The organism is Rathayibacter sp. AY1B6 (assembly GCF_002932755.1).
Taxonomy (GTDB): domain Bacteria; phylum Actinomycetota; class Actinomycetes; order Actinomycetales; family Microbacteriaceae; genus Rathayibacter.
Genome location: NZ_PSWL01000008.1, coordinates 16,880 through 40,939, shown reverse-complemented (window position 1 = coordinate 40,939; position 24,060 = coordinate 16,880). Strand labels below are relative to the sequence as shown.

The following is a 24,060-nucleotide window of genomic DNA, read 5'->3' as shown; positions in this document are numbered from 1 at the left end:
GGGCAAGATTCTTTTCGTGGCAGGAGCCGCAGCCGGGTACGTGCTGGGAGCACGCGCCGGCCGCAAGCGGTACGAGCAGATCGCCTCGGCGGCCGACCGCTTCTGGCGGACCCAGCCGGTGCAGGACGTCGCGGGCGCCGTCGGCGGCGCCGCGAAGGCCCAGCTGAGCAGCGTCTCGGACAAGGCGTATGAGGTCGTGCGCTCGGTGGTCGTCAAGGCCGTCTCGGGTGGCAGGAAGGCCCAGGGAGCGAGCGAGGCGGAGGCATCGGCCGCCGCCCGCAAGGCTGCCTCGAAGGTCGACGAGGCCGCGGCGTCGGCCGGCTCCGGCGGGTCGACGACGTCCACCTCCACCAGCAGGGCCTAGTGCTCATCCCTCCGGCCGTGCCAGGCGCGCGCCGGCCGGCACGTCCCACCCTCGAGGAGCTCCCGTGGTGAACGAACGCAATCCCAAGAACGCCCGATCACTGGGGGAGCTGGTCAGCGACCTGCCCGGCCTCGTGATCGAGCTCGTCAAGGCCGAGGTCGCCTCGCTGAAGAACGAGCTGGCGGGCAAGGCGAAGAGCGCGGGTCTGGCCGTCGGCCTGTTCGCGGTCGCGGCCTTCCTCCTGCTGACCGCGTGGGCGACGCTGGTCGCGTTCGCGATCATCGGCATCGCCTCCTGGCTGCCGGCCTGGCTGTCGGCGCTGATCGTCACCGTCTTCTTCCTCCTGGTGGCCGTGATCCTCGCCCTCGTCGGCGTGCGCACCATCAAGAAGGCCGTGCCGCCGGTGCCCCAGGACTCGATCGACAGCATCAAGAAGGACGTCCAGGCGTTCAAGGGAGTGGGCAGCTATGACAACTGAGCGATCCGTCAGCAGCGCCACGCCCCGCTTCGTCGACCCGGCGCAGCTCGAGCCCGGCCAGCTGAGGGCCGACATCGAGCGCGCCCGCTCCGAGCTCGCCGCGACCCTCGACGCCATCGAGTACAAGGTCAACGTGCCGCGCAAGGTGCGCACGGCCCAGCGGACGATCGAGCGCAAGCTCCAGGTCGTGCGCCGCCAGAACCCCTCCGCGCTGATCGCCGGAGCGGTCGGCGCCGCCGCCGCCGTGGGCCTCGTCGTCTGGGGCGTCGCGAAGCAGATCATCGAGGACTGAGCGCCGGAGGGCCCGGGGCGCTAGCGTCCCGCGCCCTCCGGCGCCAGAGCCCCCGCCGCTTTTGTGCATCGGCACGAGCGGAGGGATGATGGATCAATGACCGATCAGACCGCCGGCACGGCGGGTCCCGTTCAGTCCGCCCCCGACACGAGCGCCGCCGCTCCGGCGCCGCAGCCCCCCGCCGATCAGGATCACTCCGATCAGGCCCTGGGATACACGCTCTGGGCGGTTCTCCGCAGGGATCCCGCACGTCCGTTCACCCTCTCCAGCGACGCCGTGGATCCCGCGGTGAAGCAGTACGAGCACCTCGTCGCCCAGCTCGAGGGCGAGGGCGTGACCGTCCGCGGCACCTACGACGTCTCGGCCCTGCGCGCCGACGCCGACATCATGCTGTGGCTCACCGGCCCGGCGCCCGAGGAGCTGCAGCGGGCCTACCGCGAGCTGCGCCGCACGGAGCTGCTGGTCGGCCTCCTGCCGACGTGGAACGCGATGGGCGTGCACCGCGACGCCGAGTTCAGCTCGAACCACCTCCCCGCCTACATGCGCGGGAAGGCGCCGGCCCGCTGGCTCACGGTCTACCCCTTCGTCCGCTCCTACGAGTGGTACATCCTCCCCGAGGAGGAGCGCCGCGCGATGCTCGCCCAGCACGGGCGCAAGGGCTCGCGGTTCCGCTCCGTCCTGACCAACACGGTCGCCTCGTTCTCGCTCGGCGACTACGAGTGGATCCTCGCCCTCGAGGACGAGGAGCTCGTCAACCTCGTCGACCTCATGCGCGACCTGCGCGCCACCGAGGCCCGCCGCCACGTGCGCGAGGAAGTCCCCTTCTACACAGGACGGCGCATCGACGCCGACCAGATCGCCGAGGTGCTCCGATGAGCGACACGACCAGCGAGCCGATCCTCGTCCGCGGGGCCACCCCCGCGGCGGCGTCCGGACCCGAGCACGTCGAGGTCCCCGTGGCCTACGACGCGATCCTCCTCGCCGGCTTCGGCGGGCCCGAGGGTCAGGACGACGTCATCCCGTTCCTGCGCAACGTCACGCGAGGCCGCGGCATCCCGGAGGAGCGCCTCGAGGAGGTCGCCCACCACTACCGCCACTTCGGCGGCGTCAGCCCGATCAACGCGCAGAACCGCGCGCTGAAGAAGGCGCTCGAGGTCGAGCTCGCGAACCGCGGCATCGACCTCCCCGTGCTCTGGGGCAACCGCAACTGGGCGCCCTACATGAGCGAGGCCGTCGCGGAGGCGAAGGAGCGCGGCTTCACCGACCTGCTCGCCATCGCGACCAGCGCGTACTCCTCGTTCTCGTCCTGCAGGCAGTACCGCGAGGACTACGCGGCGGCGCTCGACGCGACCGGCCTCGAGGGCGAGCTGCGGATCGACAAAGTGCGCCAGTTCTTCGACCACCCCGGCTTCGTCATGCCGTTCGTCAAGGCCGTCCACGACGGGCTCGACGAGCTGCGCGAGCGGATGCCCGACCTCGACGTCACGTCCGAGGTGGAGGTGCTGTTCTCGACGCACTCGATCCCCATGGCCGACGCCGAGCGCAGCGGACCCCACGAGCGCCACGACGACGGCACCGTCGTCGACGTGCACGAGTTCGGCCCCGGCGGCGCCTACGAGGCGCAGCACCTCGCCGTCGCCGAGGTCGTCATGGCCGCGGCCACGGACGAGGACGTGCCCTGGCAGCTCGTCTACCAGTCGCGCTCCGGCCCGCCCACCCAGCCCTGGCTCGAGCCGGACATCAACGACGCCATCGCGGAGCTGCCGGCCCGCGGCCGCCGGGCGCTGCTGATCGTCCCGCTCGGCTTCGTGTCCGACCACATGGAGGTCATGTGGGACCTCGACAACGAGGCCCTCGAGACCTCGGAGGAGCACGGACTCGTCGCGCTCCGCGTCGCGACTCCCGGTACAGACCCGCTCTACGTCTCCGGCCTGGTCGACCTCGTCCTCGAGCGCGTCAACGGCGTGCCGACGGAGGACCGTCCCTCGATGACGGCGCTCGGCCCCTGGTACGACGTCTGCCGCCCCGGCTGCTGCGAGAACGTGCGAGCGGGGTTCAAGCCCGCTCTGGCGGGAGTCGCACCGTGATGAGGAGTCGTCTGTCGTGAGCATCAGAGTCGGCACCCGCGCGAGCGCGCTCGCGGTGGCGCAGACGCGGATGACGGCCGATCTGATGTCGGCCGCCGCCGGGGTGCCCGTGGAGCTGGTGCGCATCGAGTCGGACGGCGACCGCATGCGCGGCTCGCTCGCCTCCCTCGGCGGCACCGGCGTGTTCGTCAGCGCCCTGCGCGACGCGCTGCTCGCCGGGCGCTGCGATGCGATTGTGCACTCGCTGAAGGACCTGCCCACCGCTCCGGTGGAGGGCCTGCTGCTCGGAGCGGTGCCCGAGCGGGAGGACCCGCGCGACGCGCTGTGCGCCCGCGACGGGCTCACCCTCGCGACCCTGCCGGTCGGCGCCCGCGTGGGCACGGGCTCGCCCCGTCGGCGCGCGGCGCTGCTGGCCGCCCGTCCGGACCTCGAGATCGTCGACATCCGCGGCAACATCGACACCCGGCTCCGGCGGGTGCTGCCCGGCAGCGATTCGCCGCTGGACGCGATCGTGCTCGCCCTGTCCGGCCTGCGCCGCCTCGGCCGGGTCGACGCGATCACCGAGGTGCTCGGCTTCGACGTCTCGCCGCACGCCCCCGGTCAGGGAGCGCTGGCCATCGAGGTGCGCGACGAGGAGCCGTCGGAGGAGCTGCGGGCCGCTCTCGCCGCCGTCGAGCACGTCCCCACCCGCGCGGCGATCACGGCCGAGCGCTCGCTCCTCGCCTCCCTCGAGGCCGGGTGCGCCGCTCCGATCGGAGCCTCCGCGGTCGTCGAGGCGGACCGAGTGGTCCTGCACGGCGTGGTCTTCGCCGTCGACGGCGCGGCGTCCCTCTCACGGGAGGTCGCGGAGCCGGTCGATAACGGTTCGGTCGGCGGAGGTCGACACCGGGCGGATCCGCAGTATGGTGGTCGCGAACTGCCCGTCGTCGAAGCCGCGTTCCGTTGCGGCTCTCTGCTCGCTGACGCGCTTCTCGGTGCGGGTGCCGCCGAACTCGCACCCCTGGGAGCCCCTTCGTGATCGTCCCCGCCGCCTACTCCCAGTGGGAGAAGCCGTTGCAGGGGTGGCGCATCCTCGTCCCCCGCGGAGGCCCGTGGGGGGACGGTGTCGCCGCCGCTCTCCGAGCCAAGGGAGCCTCGCCCGTCGTCGCTCCGATGATCAACTTCGCGCCGACCGACGACTTCCCCGCGCTCGAGCAGGCCCTCGCCGACCTCGAGGCCGGCGCGTTCGACTGGATGACCGTCACGAGCGCCACCACCGTCGACGTCCTCTCCCTCCTGCGCACCACCGTGCCCGCGGGCACCAAGGTGGCGGCGGTCGGCGAGACCACGGCGGCCGCGCTCGTCGCCGCCGGCTACTCCGTCGACCTCGTCCCCTCCGAGGACAACTCCGCCCGCGGCCTCCTGGCCGAGTGGGAGGAGGCGACCGGCGGCCGGCACCCCCTGCGCGTGCTGACGCTCCGATCCGAGATCGCCAAGCCGCTGCTCACCGAGGGCCTCACCCGGATCGGGCACGACGTGCGCTCCGTGGTCGCCTACCGCACGGTCGGCGTCCCCGTGGAGGAGCGCGTCGTGGCCGACGTCGCCGGCGGAGCCGTGCACGCGATCCTCGTCACCTCCGGCAGCGTCGCGGAGCAGGTCCAGAAGCAGCTCGGCCCGGTGCCCGAGTCGATCCTCGTCGCCGCGATCGGCCCGCAGACCGCGAAGGACGCCCGCGCCTTCGGCCTGCGCGTCGACGTGGTCGCCGACGAGCGCTCGGCCTCCTCCCTCATCGACGCGGTCGCCGCCGTCGCCACGGAGCGCGCTCCCCGCTGAGCCGCCTCCCCGGCGCACGACTTCGGCGCACGACTTCGGCGCACGACGTCGGCCAGGAGTGGTGGGCCTCGCTCCACAGGGCAGGGACCCGCCTCTCGGCCGAGGTCGTGCGCGGTACCGGGGGAGCGACTCACTCGATCCCGTGCCGCCGACGCTGTGCCGCGGTCCACAGGTGCTCCTTCCTGCGGACGAGGGTGAAGAGGGCCTCCTCGGTGCGCGGCCAGTCCTCCATGATCTGGTGGCTGTCGAGCCGGATGCAGAGGTACTCCTGCCGGGCGAGCTCGAGGTCCCGACGCCGGTCCTCGTGGAACTGCTCGATGCCGGAGTGGAAGCGGTGGCCGTCACTCTCGAGCACCAGGCGGTCTCCGATGATCTGATCGACACGGCCGACCCCGGAGACGGGGACCTGAGTCCGGACCCGGACGTTGTGCCGACGAGTGCTCAGACGCGTCCTCGTCTCGAGGCCGGACTGGCTCCGCCCGTCGACGCGGGTGAACAGATCGCGCTTGCCGATCGGAGCGAGGGCTCGCAGGTCGAGGAGGGCGTCCGAGGTGAGCAGGCCCGTGTTCAGGGCCGAATCGATCGTCACGATCGCGTCGTCCTCGGCGACGCAGGTCACGAGATGCAGAACGGCGGCTCCGACGCCGTCCTGCGAGAACGAGCGCCTCCCCTGCCCGGGCCAGCGGCGCCAGTGACCGACCCAGCCGGGCCGGAGGTCGTGGACGGAGGAGTCGCCGAGCGCGACGTGCAGCGCGGGCCGCTCGACGGTCCAGAGCCCGAGGTGGTGCAGAAGCGAGAGGCAGGTCACCACCCCGCCCGCCCGTACGGCGGCGAGCTCGACGGGCGGCAGCGCGTACCACCCGCGGCGCACCCGGACGACGTCTCGTGAGGCCAGTGCCCGCTCGACGGCCGCCCGCGGGACCCCGGCGGCTCGAAGTGCTCGTGCCGGTGCGAAGCCGCCGCTCGAGCGGAGAAGGGTGAGGAGCTCGTGCATGTGCGGATTCTGCCTGGGCGGGCCGGCGTCCCCGCCCGCTGGAGGGCGTACCTGGGGAGGGCGCGGACGGAAGGCGAGTGGGGGAGGACTGCACGACGTCGGCCAAGAGAGGTGGGCTTCGCTCCACAGGGCAGTGACCCGCCTCTCGGCTGACGTCCTGCGTCCGGAGCACCTCCACGGGGCGGGGCGTCCGCGCTCCCGGGAGGCGCTCGGCGGGGCGGGATTACGCTGGAGGACATGACTGCCATCCGCCCGCGCCGCCTCCGCACGACCCCCGCACTCCGCCGTCTCGTCCAAGAGACGCGCATCCATCCGGCGCAGCTGATCCTGCCCCTCTTCGTGGCCGAGGGGACCACCGAGGCTCGGCCGATCGGGTCGATGCCGGGAGTGCTGCACCACTCGCTGGACAGCGTCCGCGGAGCGGTGACGGAAGCGGCCGAGGCGGGGATCGGCGGCGTGATGCTGTTCGGCGTGCCCACCACGCGCGACGCTGTCGGCTCGGGTGCGACCGACCCCGACGGCGTCCTCAACGCCGCGACGCGGGTCGTCGTGGAGGAGGTCGGCGATGCGCTGGTCGTGCAGACCGACCTGTGCCTGGACGAGTTCACCGATCACGGCCACTGCGGCGTGCTCGACGAGCGCGGGCGCGTCGACAACGACGCCACGCTCCTCCGCTACGAGGACATGGCGCTCGCGCAGGCCGAGGCCGGCTCCCGCCTGCTCGGGCTCTCGGGGATGATGGACGGCCAGGTCGGCGCGATCCGCGCCGCTCTCGACGGCGCCGGGCACCTGGACACCGCGATCCTCGCGTACTCGGCGAAGTACGCCTCCAGCTTCTACGGTCCGTTCCGCGAGGCCGTGCAGTCCACGCTCGAGGGCGATCGCCGCACCTACCAGCAGGACCCGGCGAACCGCCGCGAGGGCCTGCGCGAGGCGACCCTCGACCTCGCCGAGGGCGCCGACGTGGTGATGGTGAAGCCGGCCATGAGCTACCTCGACGTGCTCTCGGACGTCGCCTCCGTCTCGGACGTGCCGGTCTGGGCGTACCAGGTGTCGGGGGAGTACGCGATGATCGAGGCCGCCGCTGCGAACGGCTGGATCTCGCGCGAGCCGGCGATCCTCGAGTCGGTCACGGGGATCCTCCGCGCGGGTGCCGACGCCGTGCTCACCTACTGGGCCGTCGAGATCGCCCGCGACCTGCTGAAGTAGCCGCTCCTGGGCCCGGGAGCGAGCCTCGGCATCTCGTCCGAAAGCGCTCCTCCGGCGCCGGGGCGCCGAGCGGCGCGCGTACCCTGGAGGGGTGACCACCTCGGCGAACGACACCCTGTACGAGCGTGCCCGGCACGCGATCCCCGGAGGCGTCAATTCGCCCGTCAGAGCGTTCCGCTCGGTCGGCGGGACCCCGCGCTTCATGGTGTCCGCCGCCGGCCCCTACATCACGGACGCGGACGGGCGCGAGTACGTCGACCTCGTCTGCTCCTGGGGCCCCGCCGTCCTCGGTCACGCGCACCCCGAGGTCGTCGCGGCGGTGCAGGAGGCGGCCGCCCGCGGCCTCTCGTTCGGCGCGTCCACTCCGGCCGAGACGGACCTCGCCGAGCTGGTCGAGGCGCGGATCACGGCCGGGGGAGTCTCGCCGATCGAGAAGCTCCGCCTGGTCTCGACCGGCACCGAGGCGACGATGACGGCGATCCGCCTCGCCCGCGGCGTCACCGGCCGCGACCTGCTGATCAAGTTCTCCGGCCACTACCACGGCCACTCCGACGGGCTGCTGGCCGACGCCGGCTCCGGTCTCGCGACCCTCTCGCTGCCCGCCTCCGCCGGCGTCACGGCCGCGACCGCGGCGCAGACGATCGTCCTGCCGTACAACGACCTCGAGGCGGTGCGCGCGGTCCTGGCGGAGCGCGGCGCCGACATCGCCGCGGTCATCACCGAGGCCGCGGCGGCCAACATGGGCGTCGTCGCTCCGGACCCGGGCTTCAACGCGGCCCTCGCCGAGCTCGTGCACGCGAACGGATCGCTGCTGATCATGGACGAGGTGCTGACCGGGTTCCGCGTGAGCGCCGGCGGCTGGTGGGGGCTCGAGAACCGCGGCGCCGAGGCTCCGTACCGGGCCGACCTCTACACCTTCGGCAAGGTCATCGGCGGAGGGATGCCGGTCGCGGCTCTCGGCGGCCGTGCGGACGTCATGGACCACCTGGCGCCACTAGGGCCGGTGTACCAGGCGGGCACCCTCTCCGGGAACCCGGTCGCGGTGGCCGCGGGCATCCGGACGCTGCAGCTGGCCGACGACGCGGTCTACGCCTCGCTCGACGCCACGGCGCGGACGCTGCAGCGCGAGGTGTCGGCGGCGCTGACCGCCGAGGGCGTCGCGCACACCGTGCAGACGGCCGGGAGCCTCTTCAGCTTCATGTTCACGGACCTGGGCCGACCGGTGCGCGACTACGCCGAGGTCCAGGCGCAGGAGTCGTTCCGCTACCCGGCGTTCTTCCACGCGATGCTCGACGCGGGCGTCTCGCTGCCGCCGTCGGTCTACGAGGCGTGGTTCGTCTCGGCGGCGCACGACGACGCGGCCGTCGGGCGCATCGTGGACGCGCTGCCGGCGGCGGCGAAGGCCGCGGCGGCCGCCCGGGCGTAGGCTCCCGGTTCGCCCGGGATCGGGCGGGACGTCCTCGCCGTACCGGGCGACGGACCGTCCCGTGCGCCCGGCCGCCGGCGTGCGGCGACCGGGCAGGGGCGGGAGTCCTCAGCCCCGGCGCGAGACCGACTTCGGCAGCACGAACACCAGCGCGAAGGCGGCGACCGCCATCAGGGTGCTGAGGAGCATCGCGGGAGCCGCGGCGTCGAGGAAGCCCGAGGCGACCGTGTCCGGACCCGTGATGACGAGGCTCCCGAACAGCACGCTGCCGATGACCGCGATGCCGACGGCCGAGCCGATGCGCTGGATCGCCGAGATCACGCCACTGGCCGCGCCCGCGTCCTGCGGGTCGACGGTCGAAACGATGAACTGCACGTTCGGGGCGATGAAGAAGCCGTTGCCCAGGCCCGCGATCAGCAGCGGCGGCAGGAGCTGCCAGTTGCTGATCGAGTCCGGCGTCGCGGTCAGCAGCACCAGCCAGACCCAGCCGAGCCCGATGGCGAGCAGGCCGCTGCCCATCACCAGCACGTTGCGGCCCAGGCGCGCGGTCATCCGGTTGCTCTGCGAGGAGCTGATGATGCTGCCGATCGCGAAGGGGATCGACACCAGTCCCGACTCGAGAGCGGTGTGGCCGAGGCCCGACTGCCAGAGCAGCGAGATGGTGAAGAAGATGCTCGTGAAGGCGGCGAAGTAGACCAGCGCGAGGATCACGCCCCCCGTGAAGGCCGGGTGGCGGAAAAGCGACGGCGGCACCAGCGGAGCGCGGCCGCGGCGGACGTGGAGGACCTCCCAGGCGCCGAACGCGGCGAGGAGCAGCACTCCGCCGGCGATCGAGAGGAAGGTCCACAGCGGCCAGCCCTCGTCCTCGCCCTGGATGAGCGGGACGAGCAGAGCGACCAGGCCGCCGGAGACGAGCACGAGTCCGAGCCAGTCGACGCCTCCGCTCGGGGCGCGATCGCCTGCCTCGAGGTCGCGGCGGGCGGGGAGGAGGACGGCGGCGGCGATCAGGGTCGCGACGCCGATGGGCAGGTTCACCCAGAAGACCAGGCGCCAGCCGTTCTCGTCGCCGAAGGCCTGGATGATCAGGCCGCCGATGATCGGGCCGAGCGCCGACGAGACGCCGAGGACCGCGCCCATCACCGCGAAGGCCTTGCCCCGCGAGGGACCGCGGAAGAGGAGCTGGATGTAGGCGTTGACCGCCGGGACGAAGACGCCGCCCGCCAGGCCCTGCACGATGCGGGCGATGACGAGCTGGGTGTCGTCCGCGGCCAGTCCGCACGCGAAGCTGGCGACAGTGAACAGGGCGATGCCGCTGACGAAGACCCACTTGTGCCCGAAGCGGTCGCCGAGGCGGCCGGCGGGGATCAGGGCGAGGCCGAACGCGAGGGCGTAGCCGGAGATGATCCAGGAGAGCGTCGACTCGGAGGCGTCGAGCGTGGTGCGGATGGTGGGCAGCGCCACGTTCACGATGGTCGTGTCGAGCAGGGCGATGAACATGCCCGCGAGCAGGACGATCAGCGAGCGCCAGGCGCGCTTGTCGGGGGCGGGAGGGGCGCCGGTCGATCGGGCGGTCGACGTCTCGGTCATCGCAGGAGTGCCTTTCGAGCAGGGGGGGAGGGGGTGGTCCGTCAGACCTGTTCGAGGGACGCGACCGGATGTGAATGCTCGCAGGAGAAACCGGGTTTCCGCACGCCGGGATCTGTGGGGGCCTTCAGGCGGAGGGCCCGGAGGCGGGGTCTCCGCCCGCCGTCAGCGGAGGCGCGACTCCGCCCGCCGGGCGCAGTCGATGCAGAGCTCGGCCGTGGGCCGGGCGGCGAGGCGTGCGGCTCCGATCGGGCGGCCGCAGGAGGCGCACTCCCCGTAGCCGCCGGTGCCGAGGCGGGCGCGAGCGGCGTCGAGGTCGCGCGCCGTGCGGGCGAGAGCGTCGCGGACTCCGGCCATCCGCGACCACTCGGCCGAGAGCGGCGTGCCCTCCGGGTCGTGCTCGTCGTCGGCGGTGCCGTCGGCGCGGTCGCGCAGGAGCTCGGCCAGCGAGGCCTCGAGCCGGGCCGCCTCGTCGCGCGTCTCGGCCTGCCGCTCGGCCAGCAGCGCGTCGAGGAGGCGCGCCTCGTCCGCATCCATCGGCATCCGACCATGCTGCCACCCACGCGAGCGCCGGGGCATCGTTGTGCGATCCGGCGCTGACCCGGCGGCGGGCGGCGGGGCAGACTAGGGGCATGCCCGTCGTGACCGTGCTCCCCGACCGCCTCGAACTCCGCCTCACCGCGGCCGAGCGACTGCTCGCGTTCCACCGCAGCGACGTCGTCGTCGACCGGTCGAGCATCCGCTCGGCGACGGTCACCGAGGACCCCTGGATCTGGGTGCGGGGCATCCGCGCGCCCGGTACCGCGGTCCCGCTCACGCTCGCGGCCGGGACGTGGAAGTTCCACGGCGGCAAGGACTTCCTGCTGATCAAGCGCACCGCCTCGGCCGTCGTGATCGACCTGGTCGACGAGGACTACTCCCGCCTGATCGTGAGCACCAAGCACGCTCCCGAGCTGATCGCGGCCCTCCAGCTGGGGACGACGACCGCGGCGATCCCCGTGATCGAGACCGACGACCTCGTGATCGTCCCCGAGGTCGCGGAGCAGGCGGAGCGGGCCCAGGCGGCGGCGGCGGAGAAGCGCGCGAAGAAGAAGGCGAAGGCGGCGGAGGCCGCGGCCGTGGCCGCGGAGGCGGCGGGTCCGGCGACGGTGGTCGAGGGCCGGGAGGCGGCGAGCGGCGGGAGCGCGGCGAGTGCGCCGGTCGCGGCTCCGGAGGCGGCCGCCGCCGTGGAGGACGTCGCGGCGCCGACGGAGTCAGCAGCGGGGGCCGCTCCGAAGAACTCGCGGGCTACGCCGAAGGCCGCCCCGAAGACGAGTGCTCGGACGGTGGCGACGACGACGGCCGAGTCCCGGGGATCCGCGCCCGCGGAGGCCGCAGCCTCCGTGCCGACCGGCTCCGCGGTCCCGGCGGAGTCCGCCGGATCGACGACCGCGGAATCGGAGCCCGCCGGGTCGACGCCGACCGGGTCGAAGCCCGTCGGGCCGACCCCCGCGAAGCCTGCTGCGGCCGCGAAGCCAGCGCCGAGGCCCAGGACGTCGGCGAAGCCGCGCGCCGCGCGCCCCGACTCCTCCGTCGGTCACGCGTCGGCCGAGCCGAGCGGCGCCACCGAGGCCGCGGAGTAGCGCACCGCCCCACGGGCCGCTGCCGCACAGCCCGCTGCCGCACAGCCCGCTGCCGCTCAGCCCGCTGCTGCGCTGCAGCGCCGCGGAGGCGTCTCCGCCTCCGCGCTCGTGTCGGAGAGGCGCTCGCCTCCGAGGCCGAGCCGTCAGGCGCGGACGTCGACCAGAGTCCGACCGTGCGAGCGGCCGGCGAGCACGTCCTCGGCCGCGTCGATCGCCCCGCCGAGCGGCACCGTCGTCGTCAGCTCGTCGAGCAGCTCCAGGTCGAGGTCGTGGGCGAGGCGGCGCCAGGCCTCCTCGCGGAGCTTGCGCGGCGCCTCCACCGAGTTGATCCCGGCCAGCGTCACTCCGCGCAGGATGAACGGCATCACGCTCACCGGCAGGTCCGGCCCCTGCGCGAGACCGCACGCCGCCACGGTGCCGCCCCACCGCGTCTGCGCGAGAGCGTTCGCGAGCGTGTGCGAGCCCGCGGAGTCCACCGCTCCCGCCCAGCGCTCGGACTGCAGCGGCTTCCCGCCCTCCTGCAGCTCGGCGCGGTCGATGACGTCGGAGGCGCCGAGGCGCTGGAGCAGAGCGCCGTGCTCGCCGAGCCGGCCGGTCGAGGCGACGACCTCGTGGCCCAGGCGCGCCAGGAGCGCGACGGCCAGCGACCCCACGCCTCCCGAGGCTCCCGTCACCAGGACCGGACCGCTGCCCGGCCGCACGCCGTGCCGTTCGAGGGCCAGCACCGCCAGCATCGCCGTGAAGCCCGCGGTGCCGATCGCTCCCGCGCGCGCCGACGAGATCGCCCCGGGCAGCCGCAGCAGCGACGCGGAGTCGACCCGGGCGCGCTCGGCGAGCCCGCCGTCGTGGCGCTCGCCGAGGCCGGCGCCGTTCAGCACGACGCGGTCGCCGGAGTCGAAGCGCTCGCCCGCCTCGCCGTCCGCGTACTCCACGGTGCCGACCAGGTCGATGCCGGCGACGAGCGGGGTGCGGCGCACGATGCCGGGTCTCCCCGCCAGCGCCAGGGCGTCCTTGTAGTTGACGCTCGAGTACTCGACGGCGATCGACACGTCGCCGTGCGAGCGGTCGGGGTCGTCGCGCTCGAGGAGGCGGGCTCGGTCGGGGGTGTCGGTGTCGGAGTCGGAGTGCCGCTCGACGACGATGGCTCGGTACATGGGCCCACGCTACGCCCGCGGGCCCGCGGCCGGGCGGTCAGTTCAGGGGCCGGGTGCCCTCGGGGAGGGATCCGCCGGAGTAGAGGGCGGAGGCCGCGTCCTGGAGCGCCGTCAGGGCGACGCGCTGCGTCCACGGGCCGTAGGAGACGCGGGCCAGCCCGAGCTCCTCGAAGCGGGCGGGGGACTGCGATCCGGGGACGCCGATGACGCTGACGCGCTGCCGCCCGAGGGCGGCGACGAGGGACTCCAGCTCGGCGTCCTGCAGCAGCCCGGGGACGAAGAAGCAGGCGGCGCCGGCGTCGAGGTAGGCGCGGCCGCGCTCGATCGCGTCGGCCAGGACCTCGCGGCGGTCGCGGTCGCCGGCGCGGAGGAACACGTCCGTGCGGGCGTTGAGCGCGAAGGGCACCGCCTCCTCCTCGGCCGCGGCGACGGCCTTCTCGACCGCCCGCAGCGCCTCCGGGAGCGGCTTCGCCTGGTCCTCGAGGTTCGCGCCCACGACGCCGACCTCGATCGCGCGCCGGACGGTCTCGCCCGCGTCTCCGTAGCCCGCCTCGAGGTCCGCCGAGACCGGGACCTCGACGGCGGCGACTATGCGCTCGATCATGCCCAGGTGCAGCTCCAGCGGGATCCGCTCGCCGTCCTCGTAGCCGAACGCCGCCGCGATGGAGTGGCTGGCGGTCGCGAGCGCCCGGGTCTCCGGGAGCGCGGCGATCGTGGTCGCGCTGATCACGTCCCAGACGTTCACCACCTGCAGCAGCTCGGGGGCGGTGTGGAGGTCGACGAGGGTGCGCCCGCGCGCTTCGATGCTCATGGCACGAGCGTAGGGCCCGCGTGCGCGGCGCAGGCCGCCGCATCGCAGTCCGTGCACACCACGAGCTGGGCCCGGCAGGAGAGGTCGGTGCAGTTGCGCATCCGGCTGGTCGGAGCGGCGCACGAGGTGCAGCGGCCGAGCACCTCGGCGTCGGGGGAGAAGGACACGGAGCCGCGGCCGTCGAAGACGTACAGCGCGCCCTTCCACAGCCCGCGGTCGCGCCGCGCCTCGGCGTAGCGGACGACGCCTCCGTCGAGCTGGTACACCTCGCCGAAGCCGCGCGCCGTCATCAGGCTCGACAGCACCTCGCAGCGGATGCCGCCGGTGCAGTAGGTGACGACGGGCCGGCCCTTGAGGTGGTCGTAGACGCCGGCGTCGAGCTGCTCGACGAATTCGCGGGTGCTGCTGACTCCGGGCACGATCGCCCCGTCGAACCGGCCGATCTCGGCCTCGAAAGCGTTGCGGCCGTCGAACAGCACCACGTCGTCGCGCTCGGCCACCAGAGCGTCCAGCTGGTCCGGGTCGAGGCGCGGCGCCGTCCCGACGACCCCGTCGGCGTCCACCCGCAGCTCGTCGGGCGCACCGAACGAGACGATCTCGTCGCGCACCTTCACCGAGAGCCCGGGGAAGTCGAGGCTGCGGCCGTCGTCGTCGAGGCCGGAGCCGTCGCTCCACTTCACCTCGAGGCCGCGGAAGGCGGAGTGCTCGCGGGTGCGGCGGACGTAGCGCTTCAGGGCGTCCATCCCGCCGCCCAGAGTGCCGTTCACCCCGTGCTCCGAGATCAGCAGGCGCCCTCGCAGGCCCAGCGACCCGCACAGCTCGCGCTGCCACAGCCGCACGGATTCGGGGTCGGCCAGCGGCACGAAGCGGTAGAACAGCAGGATCTTCGGCAGCACCGGCACATCCTACGAGGACGTCCGGATCCGGGCGCGGCGTGTGGCAGCATCGTCGGGTGCCCGACGCCTCCGCCCCCGTGCCGCACTCCCGCCTCGAGGACGTCTTCGGCCTCGTCACCGGCGCGTTCGTCGTGTCGCTCGGCCTCTACCTGCTGCGCGCGAGCCAGGCGGTCACGGGCGGCACCGCGGGTCTCGCGTTGCTGCTGGGGTATCCGCTCGACATCCCGTTCGGCGTGATCCTCGTCACGGTCAACGTGCCGTTCCTCGCCCTCTCGCTGTGGAAGAAGGGCTGGCGGTTCACGCTGCGGACCATGTTCTCGATCGTGCTGGTCTCGGTCCTGGCGGGGCTGCACCCGCTGGCGTTCGGCGAGCTGCGGATCGAGCCCGTCTACGGGGTCCTCACGGGCGACGTGCTCGCGGGGATCGGCCTCCTCATCCTCTTCCGGCACGGGTCGAGCCTGGGCGGATTCAGCATCGTCGCCCTGATCGCGCAGGAGCGGCTCGGCTGGCGGGCGGGCTACGTGATGATGGCGCTCGACGCGTGCGTGGTCGCGGCCGCGCTGCTGGTGGTGCCTCCGCTGAACGTGCTGATCTCGGCGGCGGGAGTGGTGGTGCTCAACCTGGTCCTGGCGTTCAACCACCGGCCCGGGCGCTATCTCGGGTCCTGACCCCGTCCGCAAGCCCTTCGGCGTGCGGCGCCGGGTTCCTAGGCTGAGGGCGCGGGCCACCGCCCGCCCTTCCCGAACGGAGAACCGGATGTCCGACTGGACCTACGACCCCTACGACCCCTACGCCCGCCTCGGCGAGGTGCCGACCTTCGCGCTCGAGAGCGACGACATCGCCGACGGTGCGCCCCTGTCCGCCCGCCACTACGGCGAAGGCTCCGGCGGCGAGGACGTCTCGCCGCACCTGCGCTGGTCGGGAGCCCCCGCCGAGACGAAGAGCTTCGCCGTGACGGTGTTCGACCCCGACGCGCCCACCGGCTCCGGCTTCTGGCACTGGGCCGTCTACAACCTCCCGGCCGACACCACCGAGCTGCCCACGGGAGCCGGAGCCGCCGGCTTCGAGCTGCTCCCGGCGGGCGCGCAGACGCTGCCCAACGAGATGCGGCTGCGCCAGTTCGTCGGAGCGGCGCCGCCGGACCGCGAGCACCGCTACTTCTTCGTGGTGCACGCCCTCGATGTCGACTCGCTCGACCTCGACCCGGAGTCGACGCCGGCGATCCTCGGCTTCAACGCCCACTTCCACACTCTCGCGCGGGCGCAGATCGTCGCCACGGCGACCCCGGACGGCGCGAAGGGCTGACGGCCGCGCGCCGGAACGCGGGCTGCGGTCCGGCGTGCTGGTCGGTGCGGTGTGCAGGCTCCGGTGCGATCTGCAGGCTCCGGTGCGATGTGCAGGAGCGATCTGCAGGCCCGGGTGCGGTGTGCAGGTGCGGTCTGCAGGCCTGGGTGCGGTGTGCAGGCCTGGGTGCGGTGTGCAGGTGCGGTCTGCAGGCCTGGGTGCGGTGTGCAGGCCTGGGTGCGGTGTGCAGGTGCGATCTGCAGGAGATCCTGCATCCGACCGACGAGTCACGCGGAGGAGAACGCTCTCACCGGCCGGAGTCCTGCAGATCGCACAGGTGCCTGCAGATCGCACAGGTGCCTGCAGATCGCGCAGGTGCCTGCAGATCGCGCAGGTGCCTGCAGATCGCACAGGTGCCTGCAGATCGCGCAGGTGCCTGCAGATCGCGCAGGTGCCTGCAGATCGCGCAGGTGCCTGCAGATCGCGCAGGTGCCTGCAGATCGGACAGACCACGGACAGCCCCCGCCCGGGCGGCTACCCGAAGAGGGTGCGCGCCTCCTCGTAGCGGGCGTCGGGCACCGTCTTGAGGGTGCCGAGCGCCTCGGCGAAGCCCACGTGGTAGATGTCGGTGCCGCGCAGGGCGACCATGCGGCCCCAGTGCTCGGCGACGACGGAGTCGATGGCGGCCATGCCCAGGCGGGTCGCGAGGACGCGGTCGAACGCGGTGGGCGTTCCTCCGCGCTGGATGTGGCCGAGCGTCGTGGCGCGGGTCTCGATCCCGGTGCGCTCCTCGATGAGCGGGGCCAGCAGCTCGCCGATGCCGCCGAGGCGCGGCCGGCCGAAGGCGTCGAGGCCGCGCTCGGAGTGGGCGTCGTCCATCGTGTCGAGCGAGAAGCCCTCGGCGACCACGACGAGCGGTGCGCGCCCGCGGTCCTGCGCGCTCTGCACCCACTCGACGATCTGGTCGAGGGAGGTGCGCTTCTCCGGGATGAGGATCACGTGGGCGCCCGCGGCCATGCCGGAGTGCAGGGCGATCCAGCCGACGTGGCGGCCCATGACCTCGGCGACCATGCAGCGGCCGTGCGAGTCGCCGGTGGTGCGGAGGCGGTCCATCGCGTCGGTCGCGATGCCGACGGCGGTGTCGAAGCCGAAGGTGTAGTCGGTGGCGCCGAGGTCGTTGTCGATGGTCTTCGGGACGCCGACGATCTTGAGGCCCGCGTCCGTGAGGCGCTTGGCCGCCGCCAGGGTGCCCTCGCCGCCGATCGCGATGATCGAGTCGATGCCGTTGCGGTCCATCATCTCGGCGATCTTCTCGGGTCCGCCGTTCTCGCCCTCGAAGGGGTTCGTCCGGCTGGTGCCGATGATCGTGCCGCCCTGCTTGGCGATGCCCTGGATCTCGGGGCGGCCCAGCGGCAGGAGGTCGCCGTCGACCACTCCCCGCCAGCCGTTCCGGAAGCCCACGAACTCCTGGTCGTAGACCTTGATGCCCTTGTAGACGGCACCGCGGATGACGGCGTTGAGGCCGGGGCAGTCGCCGCCGGAGGTCAGGATCCCGATCTTCACCCGCTCAGGTTAGAGGACCCGGTGAGCGGATGTGCACGCAGACGTCGACGGGCCCCTCCTCGCCGCCTCGAGGAAGGGCCCGTCGTCGTGCTCGGTGCTGGTGGGACTAGGTCGTGACGAGCTCGCCGTTGACGCCGCGGGGGAAGAATCCGCCGGTGCGCGTTCCGGCCGCGGGGTTCAGGTACACGATGTTGAGGACCTGGCCCGGGGTGCGGCTGAACGCGATCGAGCTGCCGTCGGTCGGGACGATGTTCGCCTGGCCGTTGACCTTGACGCCCTGGTCGAGGTCGGTCTTGCCGTCGAGGCTGTCGCGAGCGTCGGAGAGCTTGTTCGCCGAGTCGGACAGGTCGGCGGCGTAGATCGCCGAGCGGATCGCGCCCGCGTGGTACGCCTCCACCGCGAGGATGCCGGCGGCCGCGTCGAGGTAGGTCTTCGACTGGATGAGGGGGGCGGCGCCCTTGTAGGCGGTCACTCCCACGTCCTCGAAGACGAAGGCGCCGAGCAGGAAGTTCGACTCGCTCGCGAACGGGTCGAACGACTGACCGGCCTTGATCAGCCCCGCCGCGACAGCGGCGGAGTTGAAGCTGTCCTTGAGGTTGATCGCCGGGCGGGCCACCTTCGCGGTGCCCAGCGCGGCCCGCAGGAACTGCACGTGGGCCTTCTCGTCGTTCGCGACCTCGGTGGCGAAGCTCTTGAGCCACGGGGTCTTGAAGTCGACGGGGCGGCCGCCGATGACGCCTCCGGGCGTGCCCTTGCCGGTCACGTCCGAGCCGCCGAGGCCGGTGCCGTAGACGGCGCGGAGGTAGAACTCGGCCTCGAGGTACTCGAGGTTGAGGGCGAAGTTGAGGATCGAGGCGTCGCTGGGGCCGCTGGCAGCGACCTCCTCGGCGGAGGCGGTGGGCGCGGCGAGGGCCGCGGCTCCGATACCGAGGCCGGCGACGCCGGTGGCCTCGAAGAAGCGGCGACGGTCGAGAGCGGTCTCAGAGCTCTTGACGATCGCGTTGCGGATGAAGGTCGTGTCGAACATGTGCGCATCTCCAGTGATTGGCGGGTGCCGGGCGGCTGGAGCGCCGCCGCGACAGCGCGAAGCTACGCCCGGGAGCGACCTGCTGACCAGTGGAAACGGAGGATCGGATCCGCGCATGTGTTCACGCGGTCTGGACCAATCCGCCGGGCGTGTCGCTCCGAACACGTCGTGGATGGGGGTTCTGCGGGGAAGGGTCCGCTCCGGTGTCGGAGCCGCCGGTTAGCATCGCTGCGTGTCGATCCCCGCCCCCGCTCCCGAGCCCTCCTGGGCGACGGTCTACGCGCCGTCGGAGCCGGTGAGCCTCGCGCTCACCCTCCGCACGCTGCTGCGCGGCTCCGGCGACCCGACCATGCTCCTCGACGCGTCCGGCTTCTGGCGGGCGTTCCGCACCCCGCTCGGCCCGGGCACCCTGCATCTGCGGCAGGCGGCGGACGGCGCGGTGCACGCGCGCGCCTGGGGCGGGGGAGCGGAGTGGCTGATCGACGCGGTCCCCGAGCTCCTCGGCCACGGCGACGACTGGAGCGGGCTCGACCTGACTGCCCACGCTCCGCTCGCCGAGGTGCTCCGCCGCTCGTCGGGCCTGCGCCTCACGCGCGCGAACCTGGTGTTCGAGATGCTCGCGCCGTCGGTCCTCGAGCAGAAGGTCACCAGCACGGAGGCGTGGCGCGCCTACCGGGTGCTGGTGCGCCTCCACGGGGAGCCCGCCCCGGGGCCGGCCGCCCTGCACGTGGCACCGAGCGCGGAGCAGTGGCGGCGCGTGCCGTCGTGGGACTGGCACCGCGCGGGAGTGGATCCGCGGCGCTCGCGGACCGTCCTCACCGCCGCGCTCGTCGCCTCCGGCCTCGAGCGGACCCTCGCGCTCGGGCGGGGCGGCGACGAGGTCGCCCGCCGGCTGCAGTCGGTGCCGGGGATCGGGCCGTGGACGGCCTCCGAGGTGATGATGCGCGCCCATGGCGATCCGGACGCGGTCAGCGTGGGCGACTACCACCTCGCCGCGGCCGTCGGCTTCGCTCTCACGGGCCGGCTCGGGGTCGACGACGACGGGATGCTCGAGCTCCTCGAGCCGTGGCGCGGGCACCGGCAGCGGGTCATCCGGCTGATCGGCTGCAGCGGAGCGAAGAAGCCGCGGCACGGCCCGCGGATGACCATCCAGGACCATCGCCGGCACTGATCCCCTCCTCCACAGGGGCGGCTCGCCGGCGAGTCGGCGCGACCACCGCGTCACGCCGCGTCCGGGCGGCGGGTCGGGCTTAGCCTCGGAGGATGCAGCAGTCGACGACCCCAGGTGTGCCCGGCAGCGACCCGGAGCGAGAGTCCGACGACGCGGCCGTGCGGAGCGGGGTCGACGCGACCGTCGAGGGTCGGACGCCGGGAGACGTGGCGGAGGGCGGCGCGGAGCCGGACGACGAGGTCGAGGCCGATGGCTCCGGGAGCGGGGCCGAGGTCGAGCCGGCGCCGGAGTCCGCGTCCGTGGACGAGGACGTGTCTCAGGCCGCGCAGGAGCCCGACGCTCAGGACGAGCCCGACGCTGAGGACGAGCCCGACGCTGAGGACGAGCCCGACGCTGAGGACGAGCCCGACGCTGAGGACGAGCCCGACGCTGAGGACGAGGCCGACGCTGAGGACGAGGCCGTGCGCGAGCCCGGCGCCGCGTCGGAGCCGGAGCTCGCGGCATCCGCCGCCGCCGAGCCCGAGGTCGACGACCGCCCGATGATCGAGCGCGTCGAGTCCCTGGTCCGCCGCTGGATCGCGCGCAGCGGCGAGTTCCCGGTCGAGCCCGCCGCCCAGCGGCTCGCGGGCGTGCTCCAGGATCCGAACGGCCTCGATTTCACCGTCGGGTTCGTCGACGGCGTCGCCCGGCCCGAGGACCTCTCGGTCGCGGCCGAGAACCTCGCGGCGCTCACCGCGAAGACGCCCGCCTTCCTCCCCTCCTACCTGCGCGCCGCGATCAGCACCGGCGGCGCCGTCGGCCCCGTGCTGCCCTGGGTGGTCGTGCCCGCGGCCCGCCGGGTCCTCCGCCGCCTCGTCGGGCACCTCGTGGTCGACGCCTCGGAGGCCCGTCTCGGCGCGGCCGTCGCCGCGCTGCGCGAGGGCGGCGACCGGCTCAACCTCAATCTCCTCGGCGAGGCCGTGCTCGGCGAGCGCGAGGCCCGGCGGCGCCTCGAGGGGACCCTCCGCCTCCTCGAGCGGCCGGACGTCGACTACGTCAGCGTCAAGGTCTCGAGCGTCGTCAGCCAGCTGTCGATGTGGGCCTTCGATGAGGAGGTCGACCGCGTCGTGGAGCGTCTCACCCCGCTCTACCAGGCGGCCGCGTCCGGCGCCGACCCCACCTTCATCAACCTCGACATGGAGGAGTACCGCGACCTGGACCTGACGGTCGCCGTGTTCCGGCGCCTCCTCGAGCAGCCGGGCATGCTCGACCTCGAGGCGGGCATCGTCCTGCAGGCGTACCTGCCCGACTCCGTCCGCGTGCTCGACGAGCTGACCGAGTGGGCGCAGGAGCGCCGGGCCCGCGGCGGAGCGCCGATCAAGGTGCGCGTCGTGAAGGGCGCCAACCTCGCGATGGAGCGGGTCGACGCGGCCCTGCACGACTGGCCGCTGGCGACCGTCGGCAGCAAGGCGGAGGCCGACACGAACTACAAGCGCCTGCTCGACCGGGCGCTGCGGCCGGAGTGCGTCGACGCGGTGCGCGTGGGCGTCGCCGGGCACAACCTCTTCGACCTCGCCTGGGCGTGGCTCACGGCGACCGAGCGCGGGGTGACCGGCGCGGTCGAGATCGAGATGCTGCTCGGGATGGCGACCGGGCAGGCGCGCGCCGTCCGCGAGGACGTCGGACGCCTCCTCCTCTACACGCCCGTCGTGCACCCGCACGAGTTCGACGTGGCGATCTCGTACCTCATCCGTCGGCTCGAGGAGAACAGCAGCCCCGAGAACTTCCTCTCGGCCGCGTTCCGCCTCGACGACGAGGAGGTGATGCAGCGCGAGCTGGGACGCTTCCGCGCCTCGCTCGAGGCCCTCGACGACTCCGTCCCGCCGCCGAACCGCACGCAGGACCGCCTGCGGGAGTGGTCCTCCGGCTCCGGCCGCCGCCTCGTGCAGGAGCACGCCCGCGCCGGCGAGCGGGCGCAGGACCCGGCCGCCGCGGGCCTGACGCAGGCCGTCCTCGGCCTCAGCCGCGGCTCCGGCGCCGCCGCCGCGACCGCGGGCTTCCACAACGAGCCCGACACCGATCCCGCCCTCCCCGGCAACCGCCGCTGGGCGCGCCTGATCACCGAGCGCATCGCCGGCTCGACCATCGGAGCGGGCACGGCCGACGCCGCGCGCGTGAGCACCGAGGCGGAGCTCCAGGAGGTGCTGCGCACGGTGTCCCGCCGCGCCGAGCGCTGGGGCGAGCGCCTGGGCTACGACCGCGCCGCCGTGCTCGACCGCGCCGGCCTCGTGCTCGCCGCGAACCGCGACCGCCTGATCGAGGTGATGGCCTCCGAGACCGGCAAGACGATCGCCGAGGCCGACCCCGAGGTCTCCGAGGCCATCGACTTCGCCCACTACTACGCCACCCGCGCCCGCGAGCTCGACGCCGTCACCGGGGCCACCTTCGTCCCCGCGCGGGTCACCGTCGTCGCTCCGCCGTGGAACTTCCCGGTCGCCATCCCGGCCGGATCGATCCTCGCGGCGCTCGCCGCCGGCTCCGGAGTCGTGGTGAAGCCGGCTCCCCAGGCGCGCCGCTCGGCGGCCGTGCTCGTCGAGGCGCTCTGGGACGCGGGCGTCCCGCAGGAGCTCCTCGCCCTGGTCGACCTCGACGAGGAGGAGCTGGGACGGGCGCTGATCACCGACCCCCTCGTGGACCGCGTGCTGCTCACCGGCTCCTACGAGACCGCCCGCCTCTTCCGCTCCTGGCGGCCCGGCCTCGCACTGCAGGCCGAGACCAGCGGCAAGAACGCGATCATCGTCACCCCCCACGCCGATTACGACCTCGCCGTCGCCGACATCGTCCGCAGCGCCTTCGGGCACGCGGGCCAGAAGTGCTCCGCCGCCTCCCTGGTGATCCTGGTCGGCTCGGTCGCCCGCTCCAAGCGCTTCCGCGCCCAGCTGGTCGACGCCGTCACGTCACTCCGCGTCGGCCGGCCCGACGACCCGTCGGCGGTGATGGGGCCGCTCATCGAGGAGCCCACCGGCAAGCTCCTGCACGCGCTCACCACGCTGGGAGGGGGCGAGTCGTGGCTCGTCGAGCCCCAGCGCCTCGACGAGAGCGGCACGCTGTGGTCGCCCGGGATCCGCGAGGGCGTCACCGAGGACAGCTACGTCCACCTCACCGAGTTCTTCGGCCCCGTGCTCGGGATCATGCACGCGGCGACCCTCGAAGACGCTGTCCGGATGCAGAACGGCACCGAGTACGGGCTCACGGCCGGGCTCCACTCCCTGCACGCCGACGAGCTCGCCCTCTGGATCGACTCGGTCGAGGCGGGCAACCTCTACGTCAACCGGGGCATCACCGGAGCCATCGTCCGGCGCCAGCCCTTCGGCGGCTGGAAGCGCTCGTCCGTCGGCGGCGGCGCGAAGGCCGGCGGACCGAACCACCTCATCGGCCTCGGCTCCTGGAAGCCCTCGCCCGCGCGCTCCTCCTCGACGCTGCACCTGCGCGGCCTCGACGACCGCGCGCGCCAGTTCATCGAGGCGGCCCAGTCCTCGCTCCGGTTCGAGCAGTTCGACCTGCTCCGCCGCTCCGCCCTCTCCGACCAGCTCGCCTGGGCGACGGAGTTCGGCGTGGTGACCGACATCTCGAAGGTCGGCGTCGAGCGCAACCTGTTCCGCTACCTCCGCGTGCCGGTCGCGCTGCGTCTGGCCGACGGCGGCGACCTCGGAGAGCTCCTCCGCGTCATCGCCGCGGGCCTGCTGACCCGCTCCCGGATGGACATCTCCACGTCCGTCCCGCTCCCCCCGCGGGTCCAGGAGATGCTCGGCGGCGACGAGCTCGCCGAGATGGCGGGGCTCGTCCCGCGCATCGTCGTCGAGACCGACGCCCAATGGCTCGAGCGCGCCGCGGCCGGCCGCATCACGGCCCCGCGCATCCGCATCATCGGCGACATCGTCTCCGACCGCGTCGACGGCTACGCGGGCCCGCAGGCCCCCGGCAGCGCGTCGCACGGACAGCAGGCCGTCGTCCGCCGATCGTCCGACTCGACCGGCTCCTTCACCGACGTCGTCGCCGGCATGACCCGCGGCAGCACGGGCACGCCGGTCCCGCTCACCCGCGCCGACGGATCCCGCGTCCCCCTCGCGACCGCTCTCGCCGACGCCCTCGGAGGCGCCCTCGACACCGCCGTCTACGCCGACCCGGTCACCCCCGCCGGCCGCGTCGAACTGCTGCCCTTCCTCCGCGAGCAGGCGATCTCGATCACGAACCACCGCTTCGGCAACCCGATCGATCTGAGCGACGACGTGCTGTAGTCCGTTCCA

22 protein-coding genes are annotated in these 24,060 nt (G+C 73.4%); 14 read left to right on the top strand and 8 right to left on the bottom strand.

The features are described from left to right. The first annotated feature begins 16 nt into the window (after window positions 1-16). The 7 genes from C5D08_RS17285 to C5D08_RS05820 all read left to right on the top strand — a co-directional run bounded on the left by C5D08_RS17285 (window position 17) and on the right by C5D08_RS05820 (window position 5,033). The gene (locus C5D08_RS17285) at window positions 17-364 is read left to right on the top strand and encodes a YtxH domain-containing protein (RefSeq protein ID WP_258067333.1); all 348 of its coding nucleotides are present in this window, start codon (window positions 17-19) and stop codon (window positions 362-364) included. A gap of 67 nt (window positions 365-431) precedes the next feature. Continuing rightward, on the top strand, window positions 432-842 hold the full coding sequence (locus C5D08_RS17280) for a phage holin family protein (protein WP_244229489.1): 411 nt from the start codon (window positions 432-434) through the stop codon (window positions 840-842). Beyond that, the gene (locus C5D08_RS05840) at window positions 832-1,134 is read left to right on the top strand and encodes a DUF3618 domain-containing protein (protein ID WP_104276230.1); all 303 of its coding nucleotides are present in this window, start codon (window positions 832-834) and stop codon (window positions 1,132-1,134) included. Before C5D08_RS17280 ends, C5D08_RS05840 begins: the two co-directional genes overlap by 11 nt. Window positions 1,135-1,230: 96 nt before the next feature. Continuing rightward, on the top strand, window positions 1,231-2,010 hold the full coding sequence (gene hemQ, locus C5D08_RS05835; protein WP_104276229.1) for a hydrogen peroxide-dependent heme synthase: 780 nt from the start codon (window positions 1,231-1,233) through the stop codon (window positions 2,008-2,010). Continuing rightward, a complete protein-coding gene (locus C5D08_RS05830; protein WP_104276228.1) occupies window positions 2,007-3,221 on the top strand; it encodes a ferrochelatase in 1,215 nt (404 codons plus the stop codon). The genes hemQ and C5D08_RS05830 overlap by 4 nt, the downstream gene beginning before the upstream one ends. Before the next feature lie 16 nt (window positions 3,222-3,237). Further along, window positions 3,238-4,239, top strand: a complete 1,002-nt coding sequence (gene hemC / locus C5D08_RS05825) for a hydroxymethylbilane synthase (RefSeq protein WP_104276227.1) — start codon at window positions 3,238-3,240, stop codon at window positions 4,237-4,239. After that, the gene (locus tag C5D08_RS05820) at window positions 4,239-5,033 is read left to right on the top strand and encodes a uroporphyrinogen-III synthase (protein WP_104276312.1); all 795 of its coding nucleotides are present in this window, start codon (window positions 4,239-4,241) and stop codon (window positions 5,031-5,033) included. Before hemC ends, C5D08_RS05820 begins: the two co-directional genes overlap by 1 nt. 130 nt (window positions 5,034-5,163) lie before the next feature. On the opposite strand, the gene C5D08_RS05815 is transcribed toward C5D08_RS05820, so the two are convergent. Then, window positions 5,164-6,027, bottom strand: a complete 864-nt coding sequence (locus C5D08_RS05815) for a type IV toxin-antitoxin system AbiEi family antitoxin domain-containing protein (RefSeq protein ID WP_146086058.1) — start codon at window positions 6,025-6,027, stop codon at window positions 5,164-5,166. A 237-nt stretch (window positions 6,028-6,264) separates the two neighbouring features. Between C5D08_RS05815 and hemB the strand changes: the two genes are divergently transcribed. Together hemB and hemL are read left to right on the top strand one after the other, a co-directional pair. Continuing rightward, window positions 6,265-7,236, top strand: a complete 972-nt coding sequence (gene hemB, locus C5D08_RS05810) for a porphobilinogen synthase (protein ID WP_104276225.1) — start codon at window positions 6,265-6,267, stop codon at window positions 7,234-7,236. Window positions 7,237-7,327: 91 nt separating this feature from the next. Further along, window positions 7,328-8,662: a glutamate-1-semialdehyde 2,1-aminomutase gene (gene hemL / locus C5D08_RS05805; protein WP_104276224.1), complete on the top strand. Its 1,335-nt coding sequence runs from the start codon at window positions 7,328-7,330 to the stop codon at window positions 8,660-8,662. Between the two features lie 108 nt (window positions 8,663-8,770). Here hemL and C5D08_RS05800 read toward each other — a convergent pair whose 3' ends face one another. Both C5D08_RS05800 and C5D08_RS05795 read right to left on the bottom strand, forming a co-directional pair. Further along, window positions 8,771-10,249, bottom strand: a complete 1,479-nt coding sequence (locus C5D08_RS05800; protein WP_104233092.1) for an MFS transporter — start codon at window positions 10,247-10,249, stop codon at window positions 8,771-8,773. Window positions 10,250-10,411: 162 nt separating this feature from the next. Continuing rightward, entirely contained in the window at window positions 10,412-10,789 is a 378-nt protein-coding gene (locus tag C5D08_RS05795; RefSeq protein ID WP_258067332.1) for a TraR/DksA family transcriptional regulator, read from the bottom strand. Window positions 10,790-10,878: 89 nt separating this feature from the next. On the opposite strand from C5D08_RS05795, the gene C5D08_RS17275 reads away from it, so the two are divergent. Beyond that, entirely contained in the window at window positions 10,879-11,868 is a 990-nt protein-coding gene (locus C5D08_RS17275) for a hypothetical protein (RefSeq protein WP_258067331.1), read from the top strand. A 143-nt stretch (window positions 11,869-12,011) separates the two neighbouring features. On the opposite strand, the gene C5D08_RS05785 is transcribed toward C5D08_RS17275, so the two are convergent. From C5D08_RS05785 to C5D08_RS05775, 3 genes are read right to left on the bottom strand one after another with little or no spacing between them, the layout of a single operon-like run. Continuing rightward, complete coding sequence (locus C5D08_RS05785; protein ID WP_104276222.1) at window positions 12,012-13,022, bottom strand: MDR family oxidoreductase; 1,011 nt, start codon at window positions 13,020-13,022, stop codon at window positions 12,012-12,014. Window positions 13,023-13,059: 37 nt separating this feature from the next. Further along, a complete protein-coding gene (locus C5D08_RS05780; protein WP_104276221.1) occupies window positions 13,060-13,833 on the bottom strand; it encodes an isocitrate lyase/phosphoenolpyruvate mutase family protein in 774 nt (257 codons plus the stop codon). Next, the gene (locus C5D08_RS05775) at window positions 13,830-14,729 is read right to left on the bottom strand and encodes a rhodanese-related sulfurtransferase (protein ID WP_104276220.1); all 900 of its coding nucleotides are present in this window, start codon (window positions 14,727-14,729) and stop codon (window positions 13,830-13,832) included. Before C5D08_RS05775 ends, C5D08_RS05780 begins: the two co-directional genes overlap by 4 nt. A gap of 56 nt (window positions 14,730-14,785) precedes the next feature. Between C5D08_RS05775 and C5D08_RS05770 the strand changes: the two genes are divergently transcribed. Continuing rightward, window positions 14,786-15,397 carry a YitT family protein gene (locus tag C5D08_RS05770; RefSeq protein WP_244230588.1) on the top strand — a complete coding sequence of 204 codons (612 nt, stop codon included), beginning with the start codon at window positions 14,786-14,788 and terminating at the stop codon, window positions 15,395-15,397. An 88-nt stretch (window positions 15,398-15,485) separates the two neighbouring features. Continuing rightward, on the top strand, window positions 15,486-16,034 hold the full coding sequence (locus C5D08_RS05765; protein WP_104276219.1) for a YbhB/YbcL family Raf kinase inhibitor-like protein: 549 nt from the start codon (window positions 15,486-15,488) through the stop codon (window positions 16,032-16,034). 513 nt (window positions 16,035-16,547) lie between these two features. On the opposite strand, the gene C5D08_RS05760 is transcribed toward C5D08_RS05765, so the two are convergent. Both C5D08_RS05760 and C5D08_RS05755 read right to left on the bottom strand, forming a co-directional pair. After that, entirely contained in the window at window positions 16,548-17,576 is a 1,029-nt protein-coding gene (locus C5D08_RS05760) for a 6-phosphofructokinase (RefSeq protein WP_104276218.1), read from the bottom strand. Between the two features lie 106 nt (window positions 17,577-17,682). Continuing rightward, window positions 17,683-18,603 carry a ferritin-like domain-containing protein gene (locus tag C5D08_RS05755; RefSeq protein WP_104222865.1) on the bottom strand — a complete coding sequence of 307 codons (921 nt, stop codon included), beginning with the start codon at window positions 18,601-18,603 and terminating at the stop codon, window positions 17,683-17,685. A 232-nt stretch (window positions 18,604-18,835) separates the two neighbouring features. On the opposite strand from C5D08_RS05755, the gene C5D08_RS05750 reads away from it, so the two are divergent. Both C5D08_RS05750 and C5D08_RS05745 read left to right on the top strand, forming a co-directional pair. Next, window positions 18,836-19,774: a DNA-3-methyladenine glycosylase gene (locus C5D08_RS05750; protein WP_258065265.1), complete on the top strand. Its 939-nt coding sequence runs from the start codon at window positions 18,836-18,838 to the stop codon at window positions 19,772-19,774. Between the two features lie 539 nt (window positions 19,775-20,313). After that, window positions 20,314-24,051: a proline dehydrogenase family protein gene (locus tag C5D08_RS05745; RefSeq protein WP_104276310.1), complete on the top strand. Its 3,738-nt coding sequence runs from the start codon at window positions 20,314-20,316 to the stop codon at window positions 24,049-24,051. The last annotated feature ends 9 nt before the right edge of the window (window positions 24,052-24,060 follow it).